This is a genomic window from Polynucleobacter sp., from assembly GCF_040400325.1.
Taxonomy (GTDB): domain Bacteria; phylum Pseudomonadota; class Gammaproteobacteria; order Burkholderiales; family Burkholderiaceae; genus Polynucleobacter.
Genome location: NZ_JBBAQK010000002.1, coordinates 131,278 through 151,335, shown reverse-complemented (window position 1 = coordinate 151,335; position 20,058 = coordinate 131,278). Strand labels below are relative to the sequence as shown.

The 20,058-nt window shown below is 44.7% G+C and carries 21 protein-coding genes and 1 tRNA gene; 5 read left to right on the top strand and 17 right to left on the bottom strand.

Translation table 11 applies throughout. From position 1 onward, the window contains the following. Positions 1 to 11 precede the first annotated feature (11 nt). From pheS to ABWP14_RS03460, 10 genes are all read right to left on the bottom strand, one after another. Positions 12 to 1,058, bottom strand: coding sequence for a phenylalanine--tRNA ligase subunit alpha (gene pheS / locus ABWP14_RS03505; RefSeq protein WP_353201592.1), 1,047 nt, complete (start codon positions 1,056 to 1,058; stop codon positions 12 to 14). 28 nt (positions 1,059 to 1,086) lie between these two features. Continuing rightward, positions 1,087 to 1,452 carry a 50S ribosomal protein L20 gene (rplT, locus tag ABWP14_RS03500; RefSeq protein WP_028818624.1) on the bottom strand — a complete coding sequence of 122 codons (366 nt, stop codon included), beginning with the start codon at positions 1,450 to 1,452 and terminating at the stop codon, positions 1,087 to 1,089. A gap of 25 nt (positions 1,453 to 1,477) precedes the next feature. Further along, positions 1,478 to 1,675 (bottom strand): 50S ribosomal protein L35, encoded by a 198-nt coding sequence (gene rpmI / locus ABWP14_RS03495; RefSeq protein WP_046330084.1) that lies wholly within the window; start codon positions 1,673 to 1,675, stop codon positions 1,478 to 1,480. Between the two features lie 140 nt (positions 1,676 to 1,815). Further along, entirely contained in the window at positions 1,816 to 2,349 is a 534-nt protein-coding gene (infC, locus tag ABWP14_RS03490) for a translation initiation factor IF-3 (protein ID WP_502930138.1), read from the bottom strand. Between the two features lie 34 nt (positions 2,350 to 2,383). Further along, on the bottom strand, positions 2,384 to 4,306 hold the full coding sequence (gene thrS, locus ABWP14_RS03485) for a threonine--tRNA ligase (protein ID WP_353201591.1): 1,923 nt from the start codon (positions 4,304 to 4,306) through the stop codon (positions 2,384 to 2,386). A 102-nt stretch (positions 4,307 to 4,408) separates the two neighbouring features. After that, positions 4,409 to 4,485 (bottom strand) — tRNA-Val (locus tag ABWP14_RS03480). 18 nt (positions 4,486 to 4,503) lie between these two features. Further along, entirely contained in the window at positions 4,504 to 6,531 is a 2,028-nt protein-coding gene (locus ABWP14_RS03475; RefSeq protein ID WP_353201590.1) for a RelA/SpoT family protein, read from the bottom strand. 16 nt (positions 6,532 to 6,547) lie between these two features. Then, positions 6,548 to 8,362 (bottom strand): alpha/beta fold hydrolase, encoded by a 1,815-nt coding sequence (locus tag ABWP14_RS03470; RefSeq protein ID WP_353201589.1) that lies wholly within the window; start codon positions 8,360 to 8,362, stop codon positions 6,548 to 6,550. 71 nt (positions 8,363 to 8,433) lie between these two features. Continuing rightward, the gene (locus ABWP14_RS03465; RefSeq protein WP_353201588.1) at positions 8,434 to 9,084 is read right to left on the bottom strand and encodes a CoA transferase subunit B; all 651 of its coding nucleotides are present in this window, start codon (positions 9,082 to 9,084) and stop codon (positions 8,434 to 8,436) included. A 40-nt stretch (positions 9,085 to 9,124) separates the two neighbouring features. Beyond that, on the bottom strand, positions 9,125 to 9,826 hold the full coding sequence (locus ABWP14_RS03460; protein ID WP_353201587.1) for a CoA transferase subunit A: 702 nt from the start codon (positions 9,824 to 9,826) through the stop codon (positions 9,125 to 9,127). A gap of 157 nt (positions 9,827 to 9,983) precedes the next feature. Between ABWP14_RS03460 and ABWP14_RS03455 the strand changes: the two genes are divergently transcribed. The 4 genes from ABWP14_RS03455 (at position 9,984) to ABWP14_RS03440 (ending at position 13,551) form a co-directional block, all read left to right on the top strand. Beyond that, positions 9,984 to 11,654 carry an electron transfer flavoprotein-ubiquinone oxidoreductase gene (locus ABWP14_RS03455; RefSeq protein ID WP_353201586.1) on the top strand — a complete coding sequence of 557 codons (1,671 nt, stop codon included), beginning with the start codon at positions 9,984 to 9,986 and terminating at the stop codon, positions 11,652 to 11,654. A 77-nt stretch (positions 11,655 to 11,731) separates the two neighbouring features. Next, a complete protein-coding gene (gloA, locus tag ABWP14_RS03450) occupies positions 11,732 to 12,118 on the top strand; it encodes a lactoylglutathione lyase (protein ID WP_353201585.1) in 387 nt (128 codons plus the stop codon). A gap of 6 nt (positions 12,119 to 12,124) precedes the next feature. Then, positions 12,125 to 13,294 carry a GNAT family N-acetyltransferase gene (locus tag ABWP14_RS03445; RefSeq protein ID WP_353201584.1) on the top strand — a complete coding sequence of 390 codons (1,170 nt, stop codon included), beginning with the start codon at positions 12,125 to 12,127 and terminating at the stop codon, positions 13,292 to 13,294. Further along, on the top strand, positions 13,291 to 13,551 hold the full coding sequence (locus ABWP14_RS03440; RefSeq protein WP_353201583.1) for a DUF1289 domain-containing protein: 261 nt from the start codon (positions 13,291 to 13,293) through the stop codon (positions 13,549 to 13,551). Before ABWP14_RS03445 ends, ABWP14_RS03440 begins: the two co-directional genes overlap by 4 nt. 8 nt (positions 13,552 to 13,559) lie before the next feature. Here ABWP14_RS03440 and ABWP14_RS03435 read toward each other — a convergent pair whose 3' ends face one another. Together ABWP14_RS03435 and ABWP14_RS03430 are read right to left on the bottom strand one after the other, a co-directional pair. Further along, complete coding sequence (locus tag ABWP14_RS03435; RefSeq protein ID WP_353201582.1) at positions 13,560 to 15,167, bottom strand: ABC-F family ATPase; 1,608 nt, start codon at positions 15,165 to 15,167, stop codon at positions 13,560 to 13,562. Positions 15,168 to 15,265: 98 nt separating this feature from the next. Then, positions 15,266 to 15,976, bottom strand: coding sequence for a queuosine precursor transporter (locus tag ABWP14_RS03430; RefSeq protein ID WP_353201581.1), 711 nt, complete (start codon positions 15,974 to 15,976; stop codon positions 15,266 to 15,268). A 95-nt stretch (positions 15,977 to 16,071) separates the two neighbouring features. Here ABWP14_RS03430 and ABWP14_RS03425 point away from each other — a divergent pair, with 95 nt between their 5' ends. Further along, a complete protein-coding gene (locus ABWP14_RS03425) occupies positions 16,072 to 17,250 on the top strand; it encodes an acyl-CoA dehydrogenase (RefSeq protein ID WP_353201580.1) in 1,179 nt (392 codons plus the stop codon). A 7-nt stretch (positions 17,251 to 17,257) separates the two neighbouring features. Here ABWP14_RS03425 and mnmH read toward each other — a convergent pair whose 3' ends face one another. The 5 genes from mnmH to ABWP14_RS03400 are packed head-to-tail and all read right to left on the bottom strand — an operon-like array spanning position 17,258 to position 20,042. Beyond that, complete coding sequence (gene mnmH / locus ABWP14_RS03420; RefSeq protein WP_502930137.1) at positions 17,258 to 18,331, bottom strand: tRNA 2-selenouridine(34) synthase MnmH; 1,074 nt, start codon at positions 18,329 to 18,331, stop codon at positions 17,258 to 17,260. 5 nt (positions 18,332 to 18,336) lie between these two features. Beyond that, positions 18,337 to 18,759 (bottom strand): acyl-CoA thioesterase, encoded by a 423-nt coding sequence (locus tag ABWP14_RS03415; RefSeq protein WP_353201578.1) that lies wholly within the window; start codon positions 18,757 to 18,759, stop codon positions 18,337 to 18,339. Between the two features lie 11 nt (positions 18,760 to 18,770). Further along, positions 18,771 to 19,115: a protein tyrosine phosphatase family protein gene (locus ABWP14_RS03410; protein WP_353201577.1), complete on the bottom strand. Its 345-nt coding sequence runs from the start codon at positions 19,113 to 19,115 to the stop codon at positions 18,771 to 18,773. Between the two features lie 50 nt (positions 19,116 to 19,165). Further along, positions 19,166 to 19,603 (bottom strand): DUF6691 family protein, encoded by a 438-nt coding sequence (locus ABWP14_RS03405; RefSeq protein ID WP_353201576.1) that lies wholly within the window; start codon positions 19,601 to 19,603, stop codon positions 19,166 to 19,168. Positions 19,604 to 19,610: 7 nt separating this feature from the next. After that, positions 19,611 to 20,042: a YeeE/YedE family protein gene (locus ABWP14_RS03400; protein ID WP_353201575.1), complete on the bottom strand. Its 432-nt coding sequence runs from the start codon at positions 20,040 to 20,042 to the stop codon at positions 19,611 to 19,613. Between the last annotated feature and the right edge of the window lie 16 nt (positions 20,043 to 20,058).

The following is a 20,058-nucleotide window of genomic DNA, read 5'->3' as shown; positions in this document are numbered from 1 at the left end:
TATTTGCTTTCTTATGCAGGAAACTGCGCTAAGAAACGTAAATCATTTTCAAAGAAAAGACGTAAATCATCAATGCCGTAACGCAACATTGTTAAGCGCTCTAAACCAGAGCCAAATGCGAAACCGGTATAACGCTCTGAATCAATTCCCATATTGCGCAATACATTGGGGTGAACCTGCCCTGCTCCTGAAATTTCTAACCAACGTCCAGCTAGCTTGCCGCTTCCAAAGGCCATATCAATTTCAGCAGATGGCTCTGTAAATGGGAAATATGACGGACGAAAGCGCACTTGCAATTCGTTTGTTTCAAAGAAAGTTCTTAAGAAGTCGGTATAAACACCCTTTAGGTCAGCAAATGAAACACTCTCATCAATCCACAAACCCTCAACCTGATGAAACATTGGTGAATGGGTTGCATCACTATCAACCCGGTAGGTTCTACCAGGCGCAATTACTTTGATCGGTGGCATCACATCTGCATTGGCATATTTTTTAACGTGCTCACTGGCATAACGCACTTGAATGGGACTAGTATGTGTGCGCAATAACAAAGGTTTCTCTTTAGAGTCTTTGCCATCGATATAAAAAGTATCCTGCATTGAACGGGCAGGATGATTTTCAGGACTGTTCAAGGCTGTGAAATTAAACCAATCGGTTTCAATTTCAGGGCCATCAGCCACATCAAAGCCAACAGAGCGGAAGATCTCTTCAACGCGTTCCCAGGTGCGCATCACTGGATGCAAACTACCAACTGCTTGACCACGGCCTGGTAAAGAAACATCAATCGATTCTGCAGCAAGGCGATGCATCAATAAAGCATCGGACAAAGCTTGACGACGCTCTTGTAGTGCTGCTTCTACTTGGGTCTTAATTTGATTAATTTGGGCGCCAGCACTCTTACGCTCATCAGGCGACATTCCACCAAGCGCTTTTAAACGCTCAGTGAGAATACCTGACTTACCGAGATACTTGGCTTTCGCGTCCTCAAGAGCGGCCGAATCGGCAGCTCCGAGGAAATCACGTTTAGCATCCTCGACAATTGGGTCGAGAGAAACCATTGCAGCTTAGTTTTTAAGGAACTAAAGATTAAGCTGCAGCGTTTACTACGGATTTAATCCGAGTAACCAAGGCGGCAAAAGCCGGCTTGTCCGCAATGGCCATATCAGAAAGTACTTTACGATCGAGATCGATAGAGGCCTTCTTCATACCATTCATGAATACGCTATAGGTCATGTCATGCTCACGCACTGCCGCATTAATACGGGCAATCCACAAAGCACGGAATACACGTTTCTTGTTACGACGATCACGATAGGCATATTGACCAGCACGCATAACTGCTTGCTTAGCAATACGGAATACGTTTTTACGACGACCGCGGTAACCTGTTGCGGCATCAGTGATTTTTTTATGACGGGCTCTTGCTGTAACCCCACGTTTGACTCTTGGCATTTGATTCTCCTAATCTAGTCTGAGGTTAAGCGTAAGGAAGCATGGAGCGAATTGACTTAACGTCAGCTTTCGCAACTTCGGTGGTACCACGCAAATGACGCTTGTTCTTTGTGGTCTTCTTGGTGAGGATGTGGCGTTTAAAAGCCTGGCCTCGTTTAATCGTTCCGCCTGCGCGAACCGTGAAGCGCTTCTTCGCGCTACTCTTGCTCTTCATCTTGGGCATAAAGCACCCCTTTATTTACTTGTGCAACATAGGTGGTAACCGACGGTTACGCTTCCTGTACCCAGAAGCACTTCCCACTACCAGTGACCTTAGTTATTCACTTAGGACACCTCCCTACATCAGAACTAGGTGATACCCAGTTACTTAGCCTTACGAATGGGGGCCAATACCATCACCATCTGGCGACCTTCCATTTTTGGAAACTGTTCAACTTGGCCATGCTCTAGCAAATCCAACTTCAAACGCTCCAACATTCTGACTCCGATTTCTTGGTGGGCCATTTCACGACCCCTAAACCGCAGCGTAATCTTTGTCTTATCGCCATCTTCCAAAAAGCGGATTAGATTGCGTAGCTTCACACCATAATCACCATCATCAGTGCCAGGACGGAATTTAACTTCTTTCACCTGAATCACTTTTTGCTTCAGCTTTGCTTCATGCATCCGCTTGGCTTCTTGGTACTTGAATTTGCCAAAGTCCATAATTCGGACCACAGGTGGTTCAGCTGTTGGAGCAATTTCAACCAGATCGGTCTCTTTCTCTTCTGCTGCAGCCAAGGCTTCACTCAATTTAACTACACCGATGGGCTCTCCATCAATTCCAATCAAACGCACTTCAGGAGCAGTAATTTCCCGGTTAATGCGCTGCAATTTTTCAGTAGCGATCTTCTTAATTCCTTTAAAAAAAACAATAAAAACCGTCTCACCCCTAGCTAGGCTCGGGTCCGACTTTCTGGGATATATCCTGCTGGAGTCGGGCAACGAAGGCATCAAGAGGCATTACACCTAAATCCACTCCGCCACGGGCACGAACGGCTACCGTATTACTTTCAGACTCTTTATCACCTACAACTAGCAAAAATGGGATCTTCTGTAATGCGTGCTCGCGTATTTTATACGTAATTTTCTCGTTCCGCAAATCCGATTCGACTCTAAACCCTTGTTTTTTCAGCATTTGCTGGACTTTTTGTGCATATGCAGCGGAATTTCCAGAGATATTAAGAACTACGGCCTGAGTCGGAGCAAGCCAAACCGGCATATTTCCAGCATGATTTTCAATCAAAATACCAATAAAACGCTCTAAGGAGCCCACAATTGCCCTATGGAGCATGACTGGTGTCTTGCGGCTATTATCTTCAGCCAAATATTCCGCCCCAAGACGATCTGGCATCGAGAAATCGACCTGAATCGTGCCACATTGCCAAGTTCGCCCAATCGAGTCCTTTAAGTGATATTCGATCTTCGGTCCATAAAATGCACCCTCACCAGGCAATTCTTCCCATTCTTGGCCAGACGCCCTTAAAGCACCGCGCAGCGCATCTTCCGCCTTATCCCAGATCACATCATCTCCCACCCGCTTAGCTGGGCGCAGAGCCAATTTGACGGCAACTTCAGTAAAACCAAAATCTTGATAGACAGCACGAACTGCTTTATCAAAATTAGCCACTTCTGACTGAATCTGATCTTCGGTACAAAAAATATGACCGTCATCTTGAGTAAAACCACGCACGCGCATCAAGCCATGCAGAGCGCCTGATGGTTCATTGCGGTGACATTGTCCAAACTCGCCAAAACGCAACGGCAACTCGCGATAACTGTGTAAGCCAGAGTTATAAATTTGTATATGACCAGGACAGTTCATCGGCTTTAATGCATATGCCCGATTTTCCGACTCAGTCGTGAACATATTTTCTTTATAGTTTTCCCAGTGACCAGATTTTTCCCACAACGTACGATCCAAAATTTGAGGGGCTTTCACTTCCAGATAACCCTCTTGCTGATATACGCGACGCATATATTGCTCTACTGCTTGCCAAATCGACCAGCCTTTTGGATGCCAGAAAATTAAACCGGGAGCCTCTTCCTGAAAATGGAATAAATCGAGCTGCTTACCCAGACGTCGATGATCACGCTTCTCAGACTCTTCGAGCATATGCAAATAAGCATCTTGATCTTCTTTGCGTAACCATGCGGTGCCATAAATACGCTGCAACATCTCATTCTTACAATCACCACGCCAATAAGCGCCAGCAAGCTTCATGAGCTTGAAGACCTTTAACTTACCAGTTGATGGAACGTGAGGACCACGACATAAATCAGTGAACTGACCTTCTGTATACAAAGAGACATCTTCATTCTGTGGAATGCTCGCAATAATTTCTGCTTTGTAATGCTCGCCTTGATTCTTGAAATACTTCACAGCATCATCACGCGGCAATATGCTACGCACTACTGGCTCATCTTTTTTAGCGAGCTCAGTCATTTTTTTCTCAAGCGCTTGCAAATCATCTGGCGTAAATGGGCGATGATAGGAGAAGTCGTAATAAAAACCGTTCTCTATCACTGGACCAATCGTTACTTGCGCTTCAGGGAATAGTTCTTTAACGGCATAAGCTAGCAAGTGGGCCGTGGAATGACGGACTATTTCGAGAGCTTCTGGGCTTTTATCGGTAATGATAGTCAGTTGACTATCTTGATGAATGAGAAAGCTGGTATCTACCATCTTGCCATCAACAATCCCGCCTAATGCGGCTTTTGCAAGACCACTTCCAATGCTTTGGGCGACCTCCGCTACGCGAACGGGAGCCTCAAACTCACGTTTTGATCCATCGGGCAGAGTAACTACAAGCATGATGACTCCATCTTAATTTACTGAACTGCATTTAATACATCGATCTACAAAAAGAAAGCGTGGCAGCTGTTGAGCATCCGCGCCTCTTTGGGTCTTATTCGTTGGTAGGCTCGATTGGACTCGAACCAACGACCCCCACCATGTCAAGGTGGTGCTCTAACCAGCTGAGCTACGAGCCTATACAGCCGTAGAGTTTATCACCGGCGGCGCACTTGGGTGACCCCTTTGACCTCTTCCAGGCTATTTTGTACTAGTCGAAGCACTTCAGAATCCCTCACCTCAACCGTCAAAAGGATCTGAGCAAGCCCTTTTTTGGCTGATTTACGCAAATCAACGACAAGCACACCCTGCCTAGTGAGAATCTCAAATAACTCTCGCATGAGTTCAGGTCGATCTAATCCTGTGACGACTAGATCTGCTGGAAACACTCGCTTTTGATCATCAGATAGCGTTGACTTTGTGGTTGTAGATGTCCAAGCAGTTTGTATCACGCGCTCTGGTGCTCTATCTAAAAGACCTCTAAAAGTTTTACAAGAGCGACGATGAATTGAAATACCTCGTCCCTGCGTTACAAATCCAGCAATGGTATCGGGTGGTACTGGTCTGCAGCAACGCGCTAACTGGGTCAGCAATGAATCAACGCCAACTACCAAGACATCTCCACCTTGAGCACTTTTTCTACTGCTACTACGCAGAACAATTTCTGTACTAGCGGGCTTTAGCTCAGGGGTAATTTCAGGCTTTGCTTCAACTACCTTTGCAGCCTGACCACCTTCTTCATCGTCAAGGGCATTAAACCAAGCCCGCACTCTTTGACGAGCTCTTTGAGATTGCAAATAGTGTTTATCTGGACTGATCCAATCACGCGATGGGCCACCATCTTTAACAGCAATAATTTCAACTGTTTGGCCATTTTGCAATGAAGTTCCCAGTGGAACCATCGCTCCATCTACACGTGCACCACGACAACGATGACCAAGCTTAGTGTGAACTGCATAGGCAAAGTCGATTGGTGTTGAGCCTTTCTCTAAGGAAATGACTTTTCCCAAGGGGGTCAGCACATAAATATGGTCATCTATTTCATGATGTTTGAGCTGTTCCCAGGCATCGTCTTTCCACGAGATCAGCTGTCTAGCCCAAGCGATCTGCCGTTCGTACGCAACCTCTGTACTATGCGTTCCTGCTTGATGAGCAACATTTGACTTGTTTGTCTTAACAAGATTAGGGGGTGTAGCCATACCCACATAAGCACCTTCCTTATAGCGCCAATGGGCTGCTAAACCATATTCAGCCTGTTGGTGCATCTCTTGGGTGCGCACCTGAACTTCAAATGCATTACCCTCTTCATTCATCACGACTGTGTGAAGGGATTGATAACCGTTCAGCTTAGGCCGTGCAATATAGTCATCAAACTCTCGTGGCACAGGTTGCCATACGTTATGTACGATTCCTAAAACGGCATAACACGCTTTCACATCTGCAACCAGCACCCTAAATGCTCTAACGTCATAAAGGTTGGCAAAGTCTAAAGACTTGCCTTGCATCTTCTTCCAAATACTATAGATATGTTTAGGCCTACCAAGCACCTCACCCTCTATTTGTGCTGAGCTTAATTCTGCCTTGAGTTGAGCGACGATTTGGTCAATAAATGATTGGCGCTCAATCCGTTTGGCATCTAGCATCTTGGCGATCTCACGATAGGTTTCTGGGGATAGCACCCTAAAGGCTAAATCCTCCATCTCCCACTTCATTTGCCAGATGCCTAAACGATTAGCTAAGGAAGCATCAATATTGAGAATCTCTTGTGCCCATGGGGCTGGCATTGCCATTTTTTCCTGCGCCACCCAACGTAGAGTTTGTAATCGTGATGCTAGATAAATTAATACAACACGCAGATCATCGCCAAATGCCAATAGCATTTTACGCAGCATCTCTTCTTGACCAACTACACTGAGACCTCCATCATCGCGGACTAACTTTGCCTGCGCTTGACGTAAGCCGCGATAACTAATTAATAATTTAGCTGGCTCATCACCAATGAGTTTAATGAGAGCTTCTTTACCATGAGTGCGGGCAATATTTTTTGCGGCAATTAAGGTGGCTTCGTCTAAATTAAGGGATTGTAATATTTGCAAAACACCAGTGGCATGGATTTCTGCTGGCTCGCCGTACCATGCATCAATGATGCTGGTAGCTTTTACTAATTTATTAGAAGTATTTGCCATTGGCAATCATTGCTAATTATCCGAAGAATTCTTTTGCTAGCGCAATTTGTTCTGCTTTTACAAACGCAGGGGCATGACCCACATTTGGTATTTCAATACTACGTGCATAAGGGTTGCTCTTGCACATTTCTGCAACCGTAGCAGCAGAAAGTAAGTCTGAGTCTCCGCCACGTATGATCAAGATTGGAATATGGATTTGCTTAAACACATGCCACATCGCCATCTCGCCTGCCTTGGCTATCATGGGGTTAACAGAAGCAAATGGCACAGCAATATCTGGATCGTAATGCATTACCCATTTTCCATCACGCTGAACTAACATCGGACCGTTATAGGTTTCCCATTCTTCTAGAGTGTGATCACCAAATGTAGCGCATATCTCATTTAACTTTTCTAGCGCATCTGCACGATTGGAAAAGGAAAATGCTTGGCCAACATAAGAACCGAGACGTGCAATCGCTTCTGGCTCGATACGTGGACCTACATCATTAATCAACATTTTACGAATAGGTGAATTTGGCATAGCTGCATACACCATCCCAATTAATCCTCCCATAGAGGTACCAAACCAGTTGATCTGCGCAGCGCCAAGATGCTTTACCAACTGGGTCATATCAGCCACATACTGAGGAACCGCGTACTGCATTGGATTTGATAAATGATCAGAGTCGCCTCGACCCACCACATCTGGGCAAACAACATAAAAGTCTTGGCACATTGCTTGCGCTAAGGTTTTGAAATCATTGCCCCGCCGAGTTAGGCCATGCACGCAGATTAAGACCTGAGTATTCGAAGGGTCTCCCCATGCGTGATAGGCCATCTGATGTTTACTCTCACCGTTACTGCACTCTACATAAAAGATATCTCCCTGATGGAATTGAGCAGCTCCAGCAGAGGGACTGTCTAAATGGTCATGTTCGTCATCAGAGCCAACTTCTTCTGGTTGCAAGGTCACATGATCAATCCCATGTTTATCGAGCAACATCGTATTGATACGCGACATAATTGAGGGCCACTCTTGCATTTGGGTAATTTCAATATGGCCTATCAAGGCTGGAAAACTTGGTGTCATTTCCCACACATGTAGATCATGGACGGCCAATACTCCAGGTATCGCTCTTAAATCTTTACCCACCGCTAAATAATCAATATGCAGCGGCACACCTTCCATTAAGAAGTGATAAGACTCTTTAAGAATCGAGATAGTGGATTTAAGAATCAGAAGAGATACTAAGATTGAGAGGATTGCATCAATTGGCATCCAGCCTGTCAGCTGAATCACGACACCCGCAATTAATGCCGCAATAGATCCCAGCAAATCACCCATGACGTGCACTAAAGCAGCGCGGGTATTCACACTTTTCTTATCACGAGAAAGTACCCAAGCCACCACAATATTCATCACCAAGCCAATTGAAGCCACCACAGTAACTGTGAGGCCATCGACTTTGTGAGGGTCATAGAAACGGGTAATGGCTTCATACACAATCCAGGACACTAGAGCAAGCATTATCAAGCTATTGACAAAGGCTGCTAAGGCTTCAGCACGACCAAATCCAAAGGAATGTTTTGCTGAAGGTGGACGACGTGAAATAATTTGGGCTAGTAAAGCCAAACCTAATGCTGCAGCATCGGTCACCATGTGTCCCGCATCTGATATCAGCGCCAATGAATTAGCGAAGTAAGCTGCAGTGCCCTCAACTCCAGCGAATCCTAGGGTGAGAACTAAGGCAATCAATAAGAGATGTTGATTAGAAACTTCTTTGCGATGAGAGTGCTTGGCGTCACCCCGTTTATGAGCGTGTAAAGAAAGATTATCAGTCGTACTCATTGAGGTCGATCGAGAGGATGAATTGGGGTCAACCATGGCAACCCCATTATTTCATTGATCTTAATAATGAATTAAAAACCCGAGGTGTCAACAGGGGCACCAGTTTTAGCGATGACCTCCTCTCTAGTCACGCCAGGAGCCAATTCAACCAAATTCAAACCACCAGGAGTGACATCCAAAACACAAAGATCAGTAATGATTTGACTAATTACACGCACACCAGTTAAGGGTAATGTACATTTAGGCAGAATTTTAAGCTCTTCTGTACCGTCTTTTTTCTTAGCAACATGCTCCATCAAAACAACCACATGCTTTACGCCCGCAACAAGATCCATGGCACCACCCATACCCTTAACCATTTTTCCTGGAATCATCCAATTAGCGATATCGCCGTGCTCACTTACTTGCATTGCGCCTAAAAATGCAATATTAATTTTTCCTCCACGAATCATGCCAAAGGCATCTGCTGAGGAAAAAATGGAAGAGCCAGGCAATGTCGTAATAGTTTGTTTTCCTGCATTGATTAAATCGGCATCAATCTTATCTTCTGTTGGAAATGGCCCAATTCCTAGCAAACCATTTTCAGATTGTAGCCACACTTCAATTCCGGGTGGAACATGATTTGCTACTAAGGTAGGAATACCAATTCCCAAGTTTACGTAATAACCGTCTTTTAATTCTTTGGCAGCACGTGCTGCCATCTCATCTCTAGTCCAAGGCATTTTGATCTTCCTAAATTCTGATAAGTGTTCTGTGGGGTAATTAGCGGGCAGCCGAGATAGTACGTTGTTCAATACGTTTCTCAGGATTGCTATTAATAACGAGTCGATGCACGTAGATGCTTGGAGTATGAATCTCGGCAGGATCTAAAGTGCCATTCTCTACAATTTCTTCCACCTCAGCAACAGTAATGCTTCCTGCCATAGCCACTACTGGATTGAAGTTACGAGCAGTATGTCGGTAAATCAAATTACCTGATCGATCTGCTTTCCATGCCTTCACTAAAGAAATATCAGTCGTGATCGAGCGCTCCATGATAAATTTTTCGCCATCGAATTCTTTTACTTCCTTACCCTCGGCCACTAATGTGCCAACGCCTGTCTTTGTATAGAAGGCGGGAATACCGCAACCACCAGCACGTAATTTTTCTGCTAGGGTACCCTGTGGGGTGAACTCTAGCTCCAGCTCACCGGCAAGATATTGGCGTTCAAATTCTTTATTCTCACCCACATAAGAGGAAACCATCTTTTTTACTTGGCGAGAATTCAACAAAATACCTAAGCCGAAACCATCTACGCCAGCATTGTTAGAAACCGCTGTCAAGTTTTGAGCGCCCAGCTCTTTGACTGCCTCAATTAAGGCCTCAGGAATACCGCATAGGCCAAAACCACCAACACCGAGTTTTTGCCCGTCTTTTAAGATATCCCTTAAGGCATCTGCTGCCGATGGGTAGATTTTATTCATAACATTTTTCCTAATATGGCCAAAATGGGTAAAAAAGTAATCATAACGCCTCAGCCCCGACAACCCAGATAGACTCAGCACTAATTTAATTTTTAGCTATTAGAACTAAACTAAGGGTATTAAAAAGCCTCTTTTTCAGAAAAATTGGAGTAATGGAATGAATTCTGCACAGCTGCTAGAGCAATTTGGGCCCAGGGAATCCATGGACTATGACTTAGTCATTATTGGTGGCGGCCCCGCTGGTCTATCAGCTGCAATTAAGGCCAAACAGCTTGCTGCAGATAGTGGAAGAGAAATTAGTGTCTGTGTCCTCGAAAAAGGCTCTGAAATCGGCGCCCATATCTTGTCTGGAGCCGTCATGGATCCCAGGGCACTAACAGAACTATTTCCAAACTGGAAAGAATTAGGCGCCCCACTCGATACACCTGTTACTCAAGATCAATTTTTATTCTTGACTGCAGACAATTCTTTTCAGGTTCCTAATTGGATGTTGCCACATTGCTTTAAAAATGAGGGTAACTATATTATTAATCTAGCTAACGTCACTCGCTGGTTAGGGCAACAAGCAGAGAGCCTAGGCGTAGAAATTTTCCCTGGCTTTCCGGCAGCAGAAATTCTGTATAACGAACAAGGCGCTGTCAGCGGTGTCATTACTGGTTCAATGGGCATCGATAAAGAAGGTAAGCCAACTGACCAATTTCAGCTGGGTATGGAATTGCGTGCAAAATATACTCTCTTTGCTGAAGGATCACGCGGGCATCTAGGCAAACAACTGATTGCACATTTTTGTTTAGATAAAGATGTTGATCCACAAAGCTATGGGATTGGCATTAAAGAACTTTGGGAGGTTGAGTCGTCGAAGAGTAACCCTGGCTTAGTTGTTCACACAGCAGGCTGGCCACTAGAAAACGATACCTACGGCGGTTCATTCCTTTATCACTTGGGTGAAAACAAGGTAGCAGTTGGTCTGGTTGTAGGTCTTTCTTATAAAAATCCCTACTTATCTCCCTTTGAAGAATTTCAACGCTATAAATTACATCCAACAATTCGCAATTCTTTTGAAGGCGGCAAACGTATTGCCTATGGCGCACGCGCACTTACAGCAGGTGGCTTAAATAGCTTACCCAAAACAGTTTTCCCTGGGGGCGCATTAATAGGATGTGATGCAGGCTTTTTAAATGCCTCTCGCATTAAAGGTAGTCATGCCGCCATCAAAACTGGCATGCTTGCTGCAGAAGCAGCAGTAGCCGCGATTAATGAGAACCGCTCTGCTGATGTGCTAGCCGCCTACCCTGCTGCTTTTCAAAATAGCTGGCTATATACTGAACTCAATCAAGCCCGTAACTTTAAGCCTTGGATGTCAAAGGGACTTTATATGGGTACGCTCATGGTGGGTCTTGAGCAGAAGCTACTGGGGGGAAACATGCCATGGACTATCCATTTAAAACATGCAGATCATGAATGTTTAGAGCCTGCCTCACAACACCAACCTATTGATTACCCAAAACCAGATGGCAAGATCACCTTTGATCGCCTCTCATCCGTTTTTATTTCCAATACAAACCATGCTGAGAATCAACCGATTCATCTCACCTTGAAAGACTCTTCAGTTCCGGTAAACCTTAATCTCAAGACCTATGCAGGCCCCGAACAGCGTTACTGCCCTGCGGGCGTTTATGAGTATGTAGAAACGGATGGGAAACCACGTTTACAGATTAATGCGCAGAACTGCGTCCACTGCAAAACGTGCGACATTAAAGATCCCAGCCAGAATATTATTTGGATCACGCCCGAAGGTGGCGGTGGACCTAACTACGCTTCAATGTAATGCCTCTCAACACTTAGCACCATGACTGGGATTTTCAGCTTCTGCAGGGTTCAATAATACCGTTTATATTTGAACGTATGATGATCTTGCACACCATGCTTAGAGTCGTTAATTTGACTCGCTCAATTGATTTTTACACAAAGGTACTCGGCATGAATTTACTGCGCACTACTGAGCGTCCAGAGCAAAAATACTCCTTAGCATTCGTAGGCTATGGCAAGGGCAATATTGATGGTCAAGCAGAAATTGAACTGACCTATAACCATGGGGTTGAATCCTATGACATGGGTACTGCCTATGGTCATATTGCTATCAATGTGCCTGATGCTTATGCTGCTTGTGAAAAGATTAAGGATGCTGGTGGTAAAGTCACTCGCGAAGCCGGGCCAGTCCAAGGCGGGGATACTGTTATTGCTTTTGTTATTGATCCTGATGGCTACAAAATCGAACTCATACAACGTTAATGCACTGTGAGTGATGAGCATTTCCGTCTAGAAATTATTGAAAAGCTTTCTAAAGTACCTTCAGCTGACTGGAATGCCCTGCTCTCACCAGATGCCAGCCCATTTTTAAAGCATGAATTCTTAAGCACCTTAGAAGAAACAACTTGCGTTGGCGCTAATACAGGTTGGCAAATTGCGCATCTTGCCTTATATCGATCCAAAAAACTGATTGGGGCAATGCCTCTCTACTTAAAGCAGCACTCCTATGGAGAATTTGTCTTTGATTGGTCTTGGGCCCAAGCCTATGAACAGCAAGGAATGCGGTACTACCCAAAAGCACTATGTGCTGTTCCATTCACTCCAGTTCAAGGTTCCAGAATTTTATTTGATCCTTTAGAAAATAAGAGTCAGGTTCAGGAACAGCTCATAGCCGGCCTTAAAACATTGCTTGTGCAAAACAATCTTTCATCCGCTCATATTTTATTTCCATTAGGAGAGCAAACCAAAGCAATGGTGGATCAGGGCTTCATGTTACGAGATTCGGTACAGTTTCATTGGCACAACCATCACTTTGTCAATTTTGAACAGTTTTTATCTACCCTTACGATGAAGCGCCGTAAAAATATTCGCCAGGAACGAGAAAAGGTTAGCAGAGAGGGAATTTCTTTCCGGCATATACCTGGTCAATCGGCTGCTGATGAAGACTGGGAGTTTTTTTATCGGTGTTATGCAAACACTTATATAGAGCACCACTCTAGCCCCTACTTGAATCAGGATTTTTTTAAACTACTCTGTAGTCGTATGCCAGAAAACCTCCATTTGATCGTTGCCCAACGAGGTCACTTGCCTATAGCAGCATCACTGCTATTTATAGATGCCGCCTCTTCCACGGCCTTTGGAAGATACTGGGGTGCGCTTGAACACATCCCCTGCCTTCACTTTGAAACAGCCTATTACCAAGCAATTGAGTATTGCATTGAACAGCAAATAGAGACCTTTGAAGGAGGTGCTCAAGGCGAGCACAAAATGGCTCGAGGATTTTTACCGACAACCATTCAGTCAGCGCATTTCATTGTTGATCCTCAATTTTCTATGGCGGTTAAGCACTTTTTAGAACGAGAGCAACTGGGAATCGGCGCATATGTAGATGAGCTTGCAGAGCACAGTCCTTTGAAATCAGCTAAAGTACCAACATGAATTCCGATAGCAAACCACAAATCCAAGACAGCTCATATTCACTTTCTACAGGAGATGATGAATCTGACTCTCCTTGTATTGGTGTCTGCACGACCCTCTATGACGAAATCTGCCAAGGTTGTGGTCGTAGCTTGTATGAAGTGAGTAATTGGGTTTTTCTCTCAGATGAAGAGAAGGCTACAGTATGGAAGCGCATCCGCACAGAAGGCACTGCGCAGCGCTTTCAAAGGCAAGCCCAAGAAGACAAGCCGGCCTAACTGATCACTTAGCCTGTCAATGCTTGGCTACGTAAATATTCTTCGTAAGTACCTGAGTAATCTACAACCGTACCATCCATCTTCACCTCTAAGATGCGATTGGCTAGTGCAGATACAAATTCACGGTCATGAGATACAAATAGCAAGGTGCCGTCGAATTTCTCCAGCGCAATCTGCAAACTTTCAATCGATTCCATATCCATGTGGTTGGTTGGCTCATCCATAGCGAGAACGTTATATTTTTGGAGCATTAATTTGCCCCAAATCATTCTGCCCTTTTCTCCGCCAGATAGAACTTTGACAGATTTACCAATGTCATCACCGGAAAATAATAAGCGACCCAAAGTACCCCGAATTGATTGATCGTCATCGCCAGTATTGCGCCACCAGTTCATCCAGTCCATCAGTAATTCATCTTTAGCGAACATCTCGGTATTGTCTTGGGGCATGACGCCAACCTTCGCATTCTCTGCCCATTTCACATCCCCACTATCAACAGGAATACCATCAAAACGTTTGCTCAGAATAGAATTGAGAAGAGTGGTTTTGCCAGCACCATTTTGACCAATGATGGCAATCTTTTCGCCGGCACGAACACCCAGTTTGAAGTTTTTAAAGATGGTGCGGTCATACGTTTTTGTCAATCCATTGCACTCTACTGCCATGTTGTGTAACTTTTTCTCTGTATCAAAACGGATAAATGGATTTTGACGTGATGAAGGTTTCACTTCTACTATCTCAATTTTTTCTAATTGACGTTGGCGTGAAGTGGCTTGGCGCGCTTTGGAAGCATTCGCAGAGAATCGGGCCACGAAAGCCTGTAATTCAGCAATTTTTTCTTTAGCTTTAACGTTAGAACTCAGTTGTTGTGTTCTCGCCTGTACAGAAGCAAGCATGTAGGAGTCGTAGTTTCCTGGATAGACCTTGAGAGTGCCAAAGTCCATATCAGCCATATGTGTGCAGACTTCATTCAGGAAATGACGGTCATGGGAAATGATGACGATGGTGCTCTTAATATCATTCAGAATATCTTCGAGCCAATGAATGGAGTGAATATCCAAGTTATTGGTTGGCTCATCAAGTAATAAGACATCTGGATCAGAAAACAATGCTTGCGCAAGCAATACACGCAATTTCCAACCTGGGGCTACATTACTCATTGGGCCATTGTGTTGCTCGATTGGAATACCGATTCCTAATAACAACTCACCTGCTTTTGCTTCAGCAGTATAGCCACCGTACTCGGCATACTTACCCTCAAGCTCAGCGGCCTTCATGTAATCTTCATCATTTGCATCAGGGTTGGCGTAAATAGCATCGCGTTCGGCAGCAGCCTTCCACATCTCTTCATGACCCATCATCACGACATCGAGAACACGAACATCTTCATATGCAAACTGATCTTGGCGTAATTTACCCAAGCGAATTCCAGGATCTATGCTGACGTTACCGCTAGTTGGCTCCAATTCACCACCTAGAATCTTCATGAAGGTCGACTTACCGCAACCGTTTGCACCGATCAGGCCATAACGATTGCCGCCGCCAAACTTCACGGAAATGTTTTCAAACAGGGGTTTTGCCCCAAACTGCATAGTGATATTAGATGCGGACAACACGGATAGTTTCTAGCTTTCTGAAATTCATTTCAACAAATGCCCTCATTATTGAGAGCAAAGACCATTATTCTAACGTTTTAGGAACCTGCAGGTCTAAATTAAACTTTGAACCGAAATGGGGTGAAATTGGTATGGACATCGTAGTAATCCTGACTTTCCTTACGCTTTAAGAATCCCACCACCCAATAGGTCAGTGGTGTGGCCAAAATCTCCCATGAGGTTTTGAGTACATATTGCGCCAAGGCCACCTGAATCACCTCCTGAATCGGCCAGAGCCCATAGAAAGCTAGCATATAAAACAAGGAGGAATCAATCAGCTCCCCAACCGCAGTCGAACCAATGGTTCTCATCCATAAGTGGCGGCCTTTACTCCAGATTTTCATTTTTGCCAGTACATAACTATTAGCAAAACTACCACACCAAAAGGCTGTCATTGATGCCAAAGTAATTCGCCATGAATTCCCAAATACGGTCTCTAGCCCTTGCTGATAGTTGGCCATATAGGTCCCTGGAGCAACTGGTAAAGCAATCACAATTTGCGCCATCACTGCAGCAAAAGCTAAAGCCGCAAACCCTGCCCATACCGCTCTTCGGTCATAAGCATAGCCATAGACTTCCGTCAAAATATCCCCGAAGAAATAGGCAATGGGGAAAAATAAGATACCAGCACCGAAGACCGTTGGGCCGAGATAGGGCAAATCTACTACAGCCGCTTTTCCTGCCCCAATAAAGTTGGAGCAAAGCAAAACGACTACGAAGGCAGCCAAAATCAGGTCGTAATAGCGATGGTGGCGTCTCGGTGCGTCCATATGCTCAAAAAAATGGATAATACAAACAAGAATATCTGCATTCCTGGAAATTCGCAGGAAGCTAACTGACACAAACTAGAGGATGAATAAGAGCAATGAGTAAAGCCCGTTTTCAGTGGGAAGACCCACTTTTACTTGATACCCAATTGACTGAAGATGAGCGTATGGTGCGTGATGCTGCTGCTGAATATGCCCAAGGGCGCCTGCTGCCCCGGATTCATGATGCCTTTCGTAATGAGACCACAGACCCTGGAATCTTTCGCGAGATGGGTGAGCTAGGCCTTCTAGGCATTACTATTCCCGAGGAATACGGTGGCGCTAATCTTAATTATGTTTCGTATGGTTTGATCGCCAGGGAAATTGAACGGGTTGATTCTGGTTATCGCTCTATGATGAGCGTGCAGTCTTCCCTAGTGATGGTGCCCATAAACGAATTTGGTAGCGAAGCCCAAAAGCAAAAATACTTACCTAAATTAGCAACCGGAGAATGGATTGGCTGTTTTGGCTTAACCGAGCCCAACTATGGATCCGATGCTGGCGGCATGATCACGCGCGCTAAAAAAGTACCTGGTGGCTTTTCTTTAACAGGTTCAAAGATGTGGATTTCCAACTCTCCCATTGCTGATGTCTTTGTAGTGTGGGCAAAAAATGATGAAGGCGTGATCCGCGGCTACATCCTTGAAAAAGGTATGAAGGGCTTAAGTGCCCCTAAGATTAGTGGGAAGATGGGTTTACGCGCTTCTATTACTGGTGAAATCGTGATGGATGAAGTATTCGTGCCAGATGAAAATGAATTCCCAGAAGTCACTGGCCTTAAAGGCCCCTTCACTTGCCTTAATTCTGCTCGCTATGGCATCTCCTGGGGCACTCTTGGTGCCGCAGAATGGTGTTGGCATGCAGCCCGTCAATACACTATGGATCGCAAACAGTTTGGTAGGCCCTTAGCTGCTAACCAGCTGATTCAGAAAAAATTAGCGGATATGCAAACAGAAATTACTCTAGCACTCCAAGGATGTCTTCGTTTGGGACGTATGAAAGATGAGGGCATTGCTGCTCCAGAAATTACCTCCATTATGAAAAGAAACTCTTGTGGAAAATCTTTGGAGATTGCTCGTATGGCGCGTGATATGCATGGTGGTAATGGCATCTCTGATGAGTATGGTGTTATACGACATATGCTTAATTTAGAAGTGGTCAATACCTATGAGGGTACCCACGATATTCATGCCTTAATTCTGGGTCGTGCGCAAACCGGTATTCAAGCGTTTAGCTAATTGATCACTAAGACTTAAGCTTTTCCATGATGGCCTTTGCTGATTTAGCAAAGGCCATATCACTATCATTCTCAAGTTCTACATATTTTTCTCGATCATAGCTCGGAAAGTTTCGAACAATGGATGAAGAATAGGAAGGGTCATAATGTTTGACCAGTAACTCTTCTACCAATTCTGAAAAATGCCCTGCGTCAATTGCCTCATTCCATTTTGCAATTTGCACTTTTCCATAATGCGCAGTGAGCAAAGCCAATTTTTGCTTGAAATAATGGGTATCGGTTAAAAAATGATGATATTCCCGCATTAACCAAGAAACCCGCGTTTGCGTACTGGAGCGCAATTCAATACAAGCTCCACTACGAATCTTTTCCATTAAGGCATCCGGCACGTGTAAGCCGCCCACTTTCTTACTCTCTGATTCTACAAAGACAGGCTTTGATGAATCTAGCTTGCGTAGTGCATTCCAGAGGACGGTTTCAAAACCTTTTTGAGAGGGTTGATCGATGTTGGGCTCATTGCCTAATACAGAGCCTCGATGCACTGCTAAACCCTCAAGATCTAGAATCTGGGCGCCTAGAGCACCTATCTCTTGTAGCACCTTTGTTTTACCACTGCCCGTCATCCCACAAATCACTTGAAATGAAAATTGCTGGGCACTTTCTTCAAGGCCATCAATCACTGTTCGTCGAAAGCCCTGATAACCGCCTTCAAGTTGCATTGCCTTCCAACCGATGCGATTGAGGATATGGGTAAATGCACCACTGCGCTCACCGCCGCGCCAACAATAAATCAGTGGACGCCATTCGCGTGGAAAATCTAGGAAATAGTTTTCCAGATGAGTGGCAATATTTCGAGAAACTAAAGCAGCACCAAGCTTTTTGGCAGCAAAGGGAGACTCTTGTTTATAGAGGGTTCCAATCTGTATACGCTCTTCATTATTGAGCACGGGGTAATTAACAGCCCCAGGAATATGATCCAAAGCAAACTCGGCGGGTGAACGCACATCAATCACTAAATCAAACTGATCTAATTGAGTCAGAAATTGCTCTAAGCTTAAGATATGGGAATAACTAGGCTGCATACGCTTTATGCGTGCAGTATCTGCAGAATATGCTCTGGCCAAGGCGCAGATTTATTATTAGTGAGATCAACCCAAACCATCGTTGCGCCGCCCTCTGCGGCAATCAACTCTGGGCTAGTAGTTAAAGACATGGTGGTAAAGATATCAACACTAGAATTACCAATCGCCCCAATTGCAGTCTTCAGGATTAGCTCGCTAGGGTATGACAATTGCTGAAAGAAATTACAAAAGCCATTGATCATCAACATTGACTCTCGACCTGGGGCAAGGTCATATCCCAGCGAAGTAATCCACTCTATCCTAGCCTGCTCCATATACCGAAAATAGACAGTATTATTCACATGCCCAAAGGCATCCATATCCCCCCAACGAATGGGCATCACCATTTCATGAACTACTCTCTTTTCCGAGGGGATATTAATGCGCATTGATGAATACCTTAATCTAACTGCTTGGCAAGGTAGTACAAATTGGTTGAACGTGCACCAGAGCGGCAGAACGCCAAAATGGGTTCGGGCATTGTTTTTAGTAAGCGAGCCATTTCTTGAACTTGCGCTGGTGTAAAAGCACTTGGTGCTACTGGTAAATAGACATAGTTCAAACCTAATCTCTCTGCTTCAGCTTGAATCACAGCGTTAGCAGGTTGATCAGGACCACCCTCTCCATCGGGGCGATTATTAATGACGCTTTTATAGCCTTGCTGAGCAATCTCAGCTAAATGATTGGCATCTATTTGACCCAGCGCACCAAATTGACTGGTAAGACAACTAATAGGAAGACTCATGACACCCTCTAATCAAGCAATATTGAATAAACCACAAAAAAGATTTTAAATCAGACTTGCTTGTGATGACCGATAAAGAAACGTTCACATAAAAGCATGCCAGCAAGCATAGCAATCACAAACGCCAAGGCCTTCAAATGGCCCGCACCAAGGGCAACGATCGCTGGCCCGGGGCAAAATCCGGCAATTCCCCACCCAGCACCAAAAATAAAGCTACCGATCACTAAGGGCTTTGAAATATCGCGTCTAGTCGGAATCTGAAATGCCCCACCAAAAAAAGCTGCGCTACGTTTACCCGCCAGATAGAAACCGGCTAATCCGACAATCACTGCTCCACCCATCACAAAGATCAAAGAAGGATCCCACAATCCCGCTAAGTCTAGAAAACTTTGGATTTTCATTGGGTTGGTCATCCCAGAAATAATAAGACCCCACCCAAATAAAATACCGATAGCGTACTGACTAATGAGGCTAAAGTGCTTTTTCATCAGGAACTTAGATCAGATGACGAATAATAAAAACCACTAAAAAGCCAGCGGTCATAAATGAGAGTGTTGCTACTAAGGATCGAGGGGATAAACGCGATAAGCCACAAATTCCATGTCCGCTAGTACAGCCTGAACCATATTGAACTCCAAACCCAACTAGCAGGCCGGCAATGATCACTGTCAACCAGTTGGCATCGACCTCAATCACAGGCAGAATGCCAAAAAATAAAGCGGCTAAAAAAGGAGCAGTGAGTAATCCAATAATGAAGGCCAAGCGCCAAGACCAATCCTCTTTTTTGGGATGTACTAGCCCAGAAACAATACCGCTAATACCCAGAATACGCCCATGCAGCAGGACATATAGGGTCGCAGCAAGTCCCAACATCATTCCACCAAGTAAGGATGGAATGGGTGTAAATGTCAACCAATCAATTTGCATTCCTTGAGATCCAGTC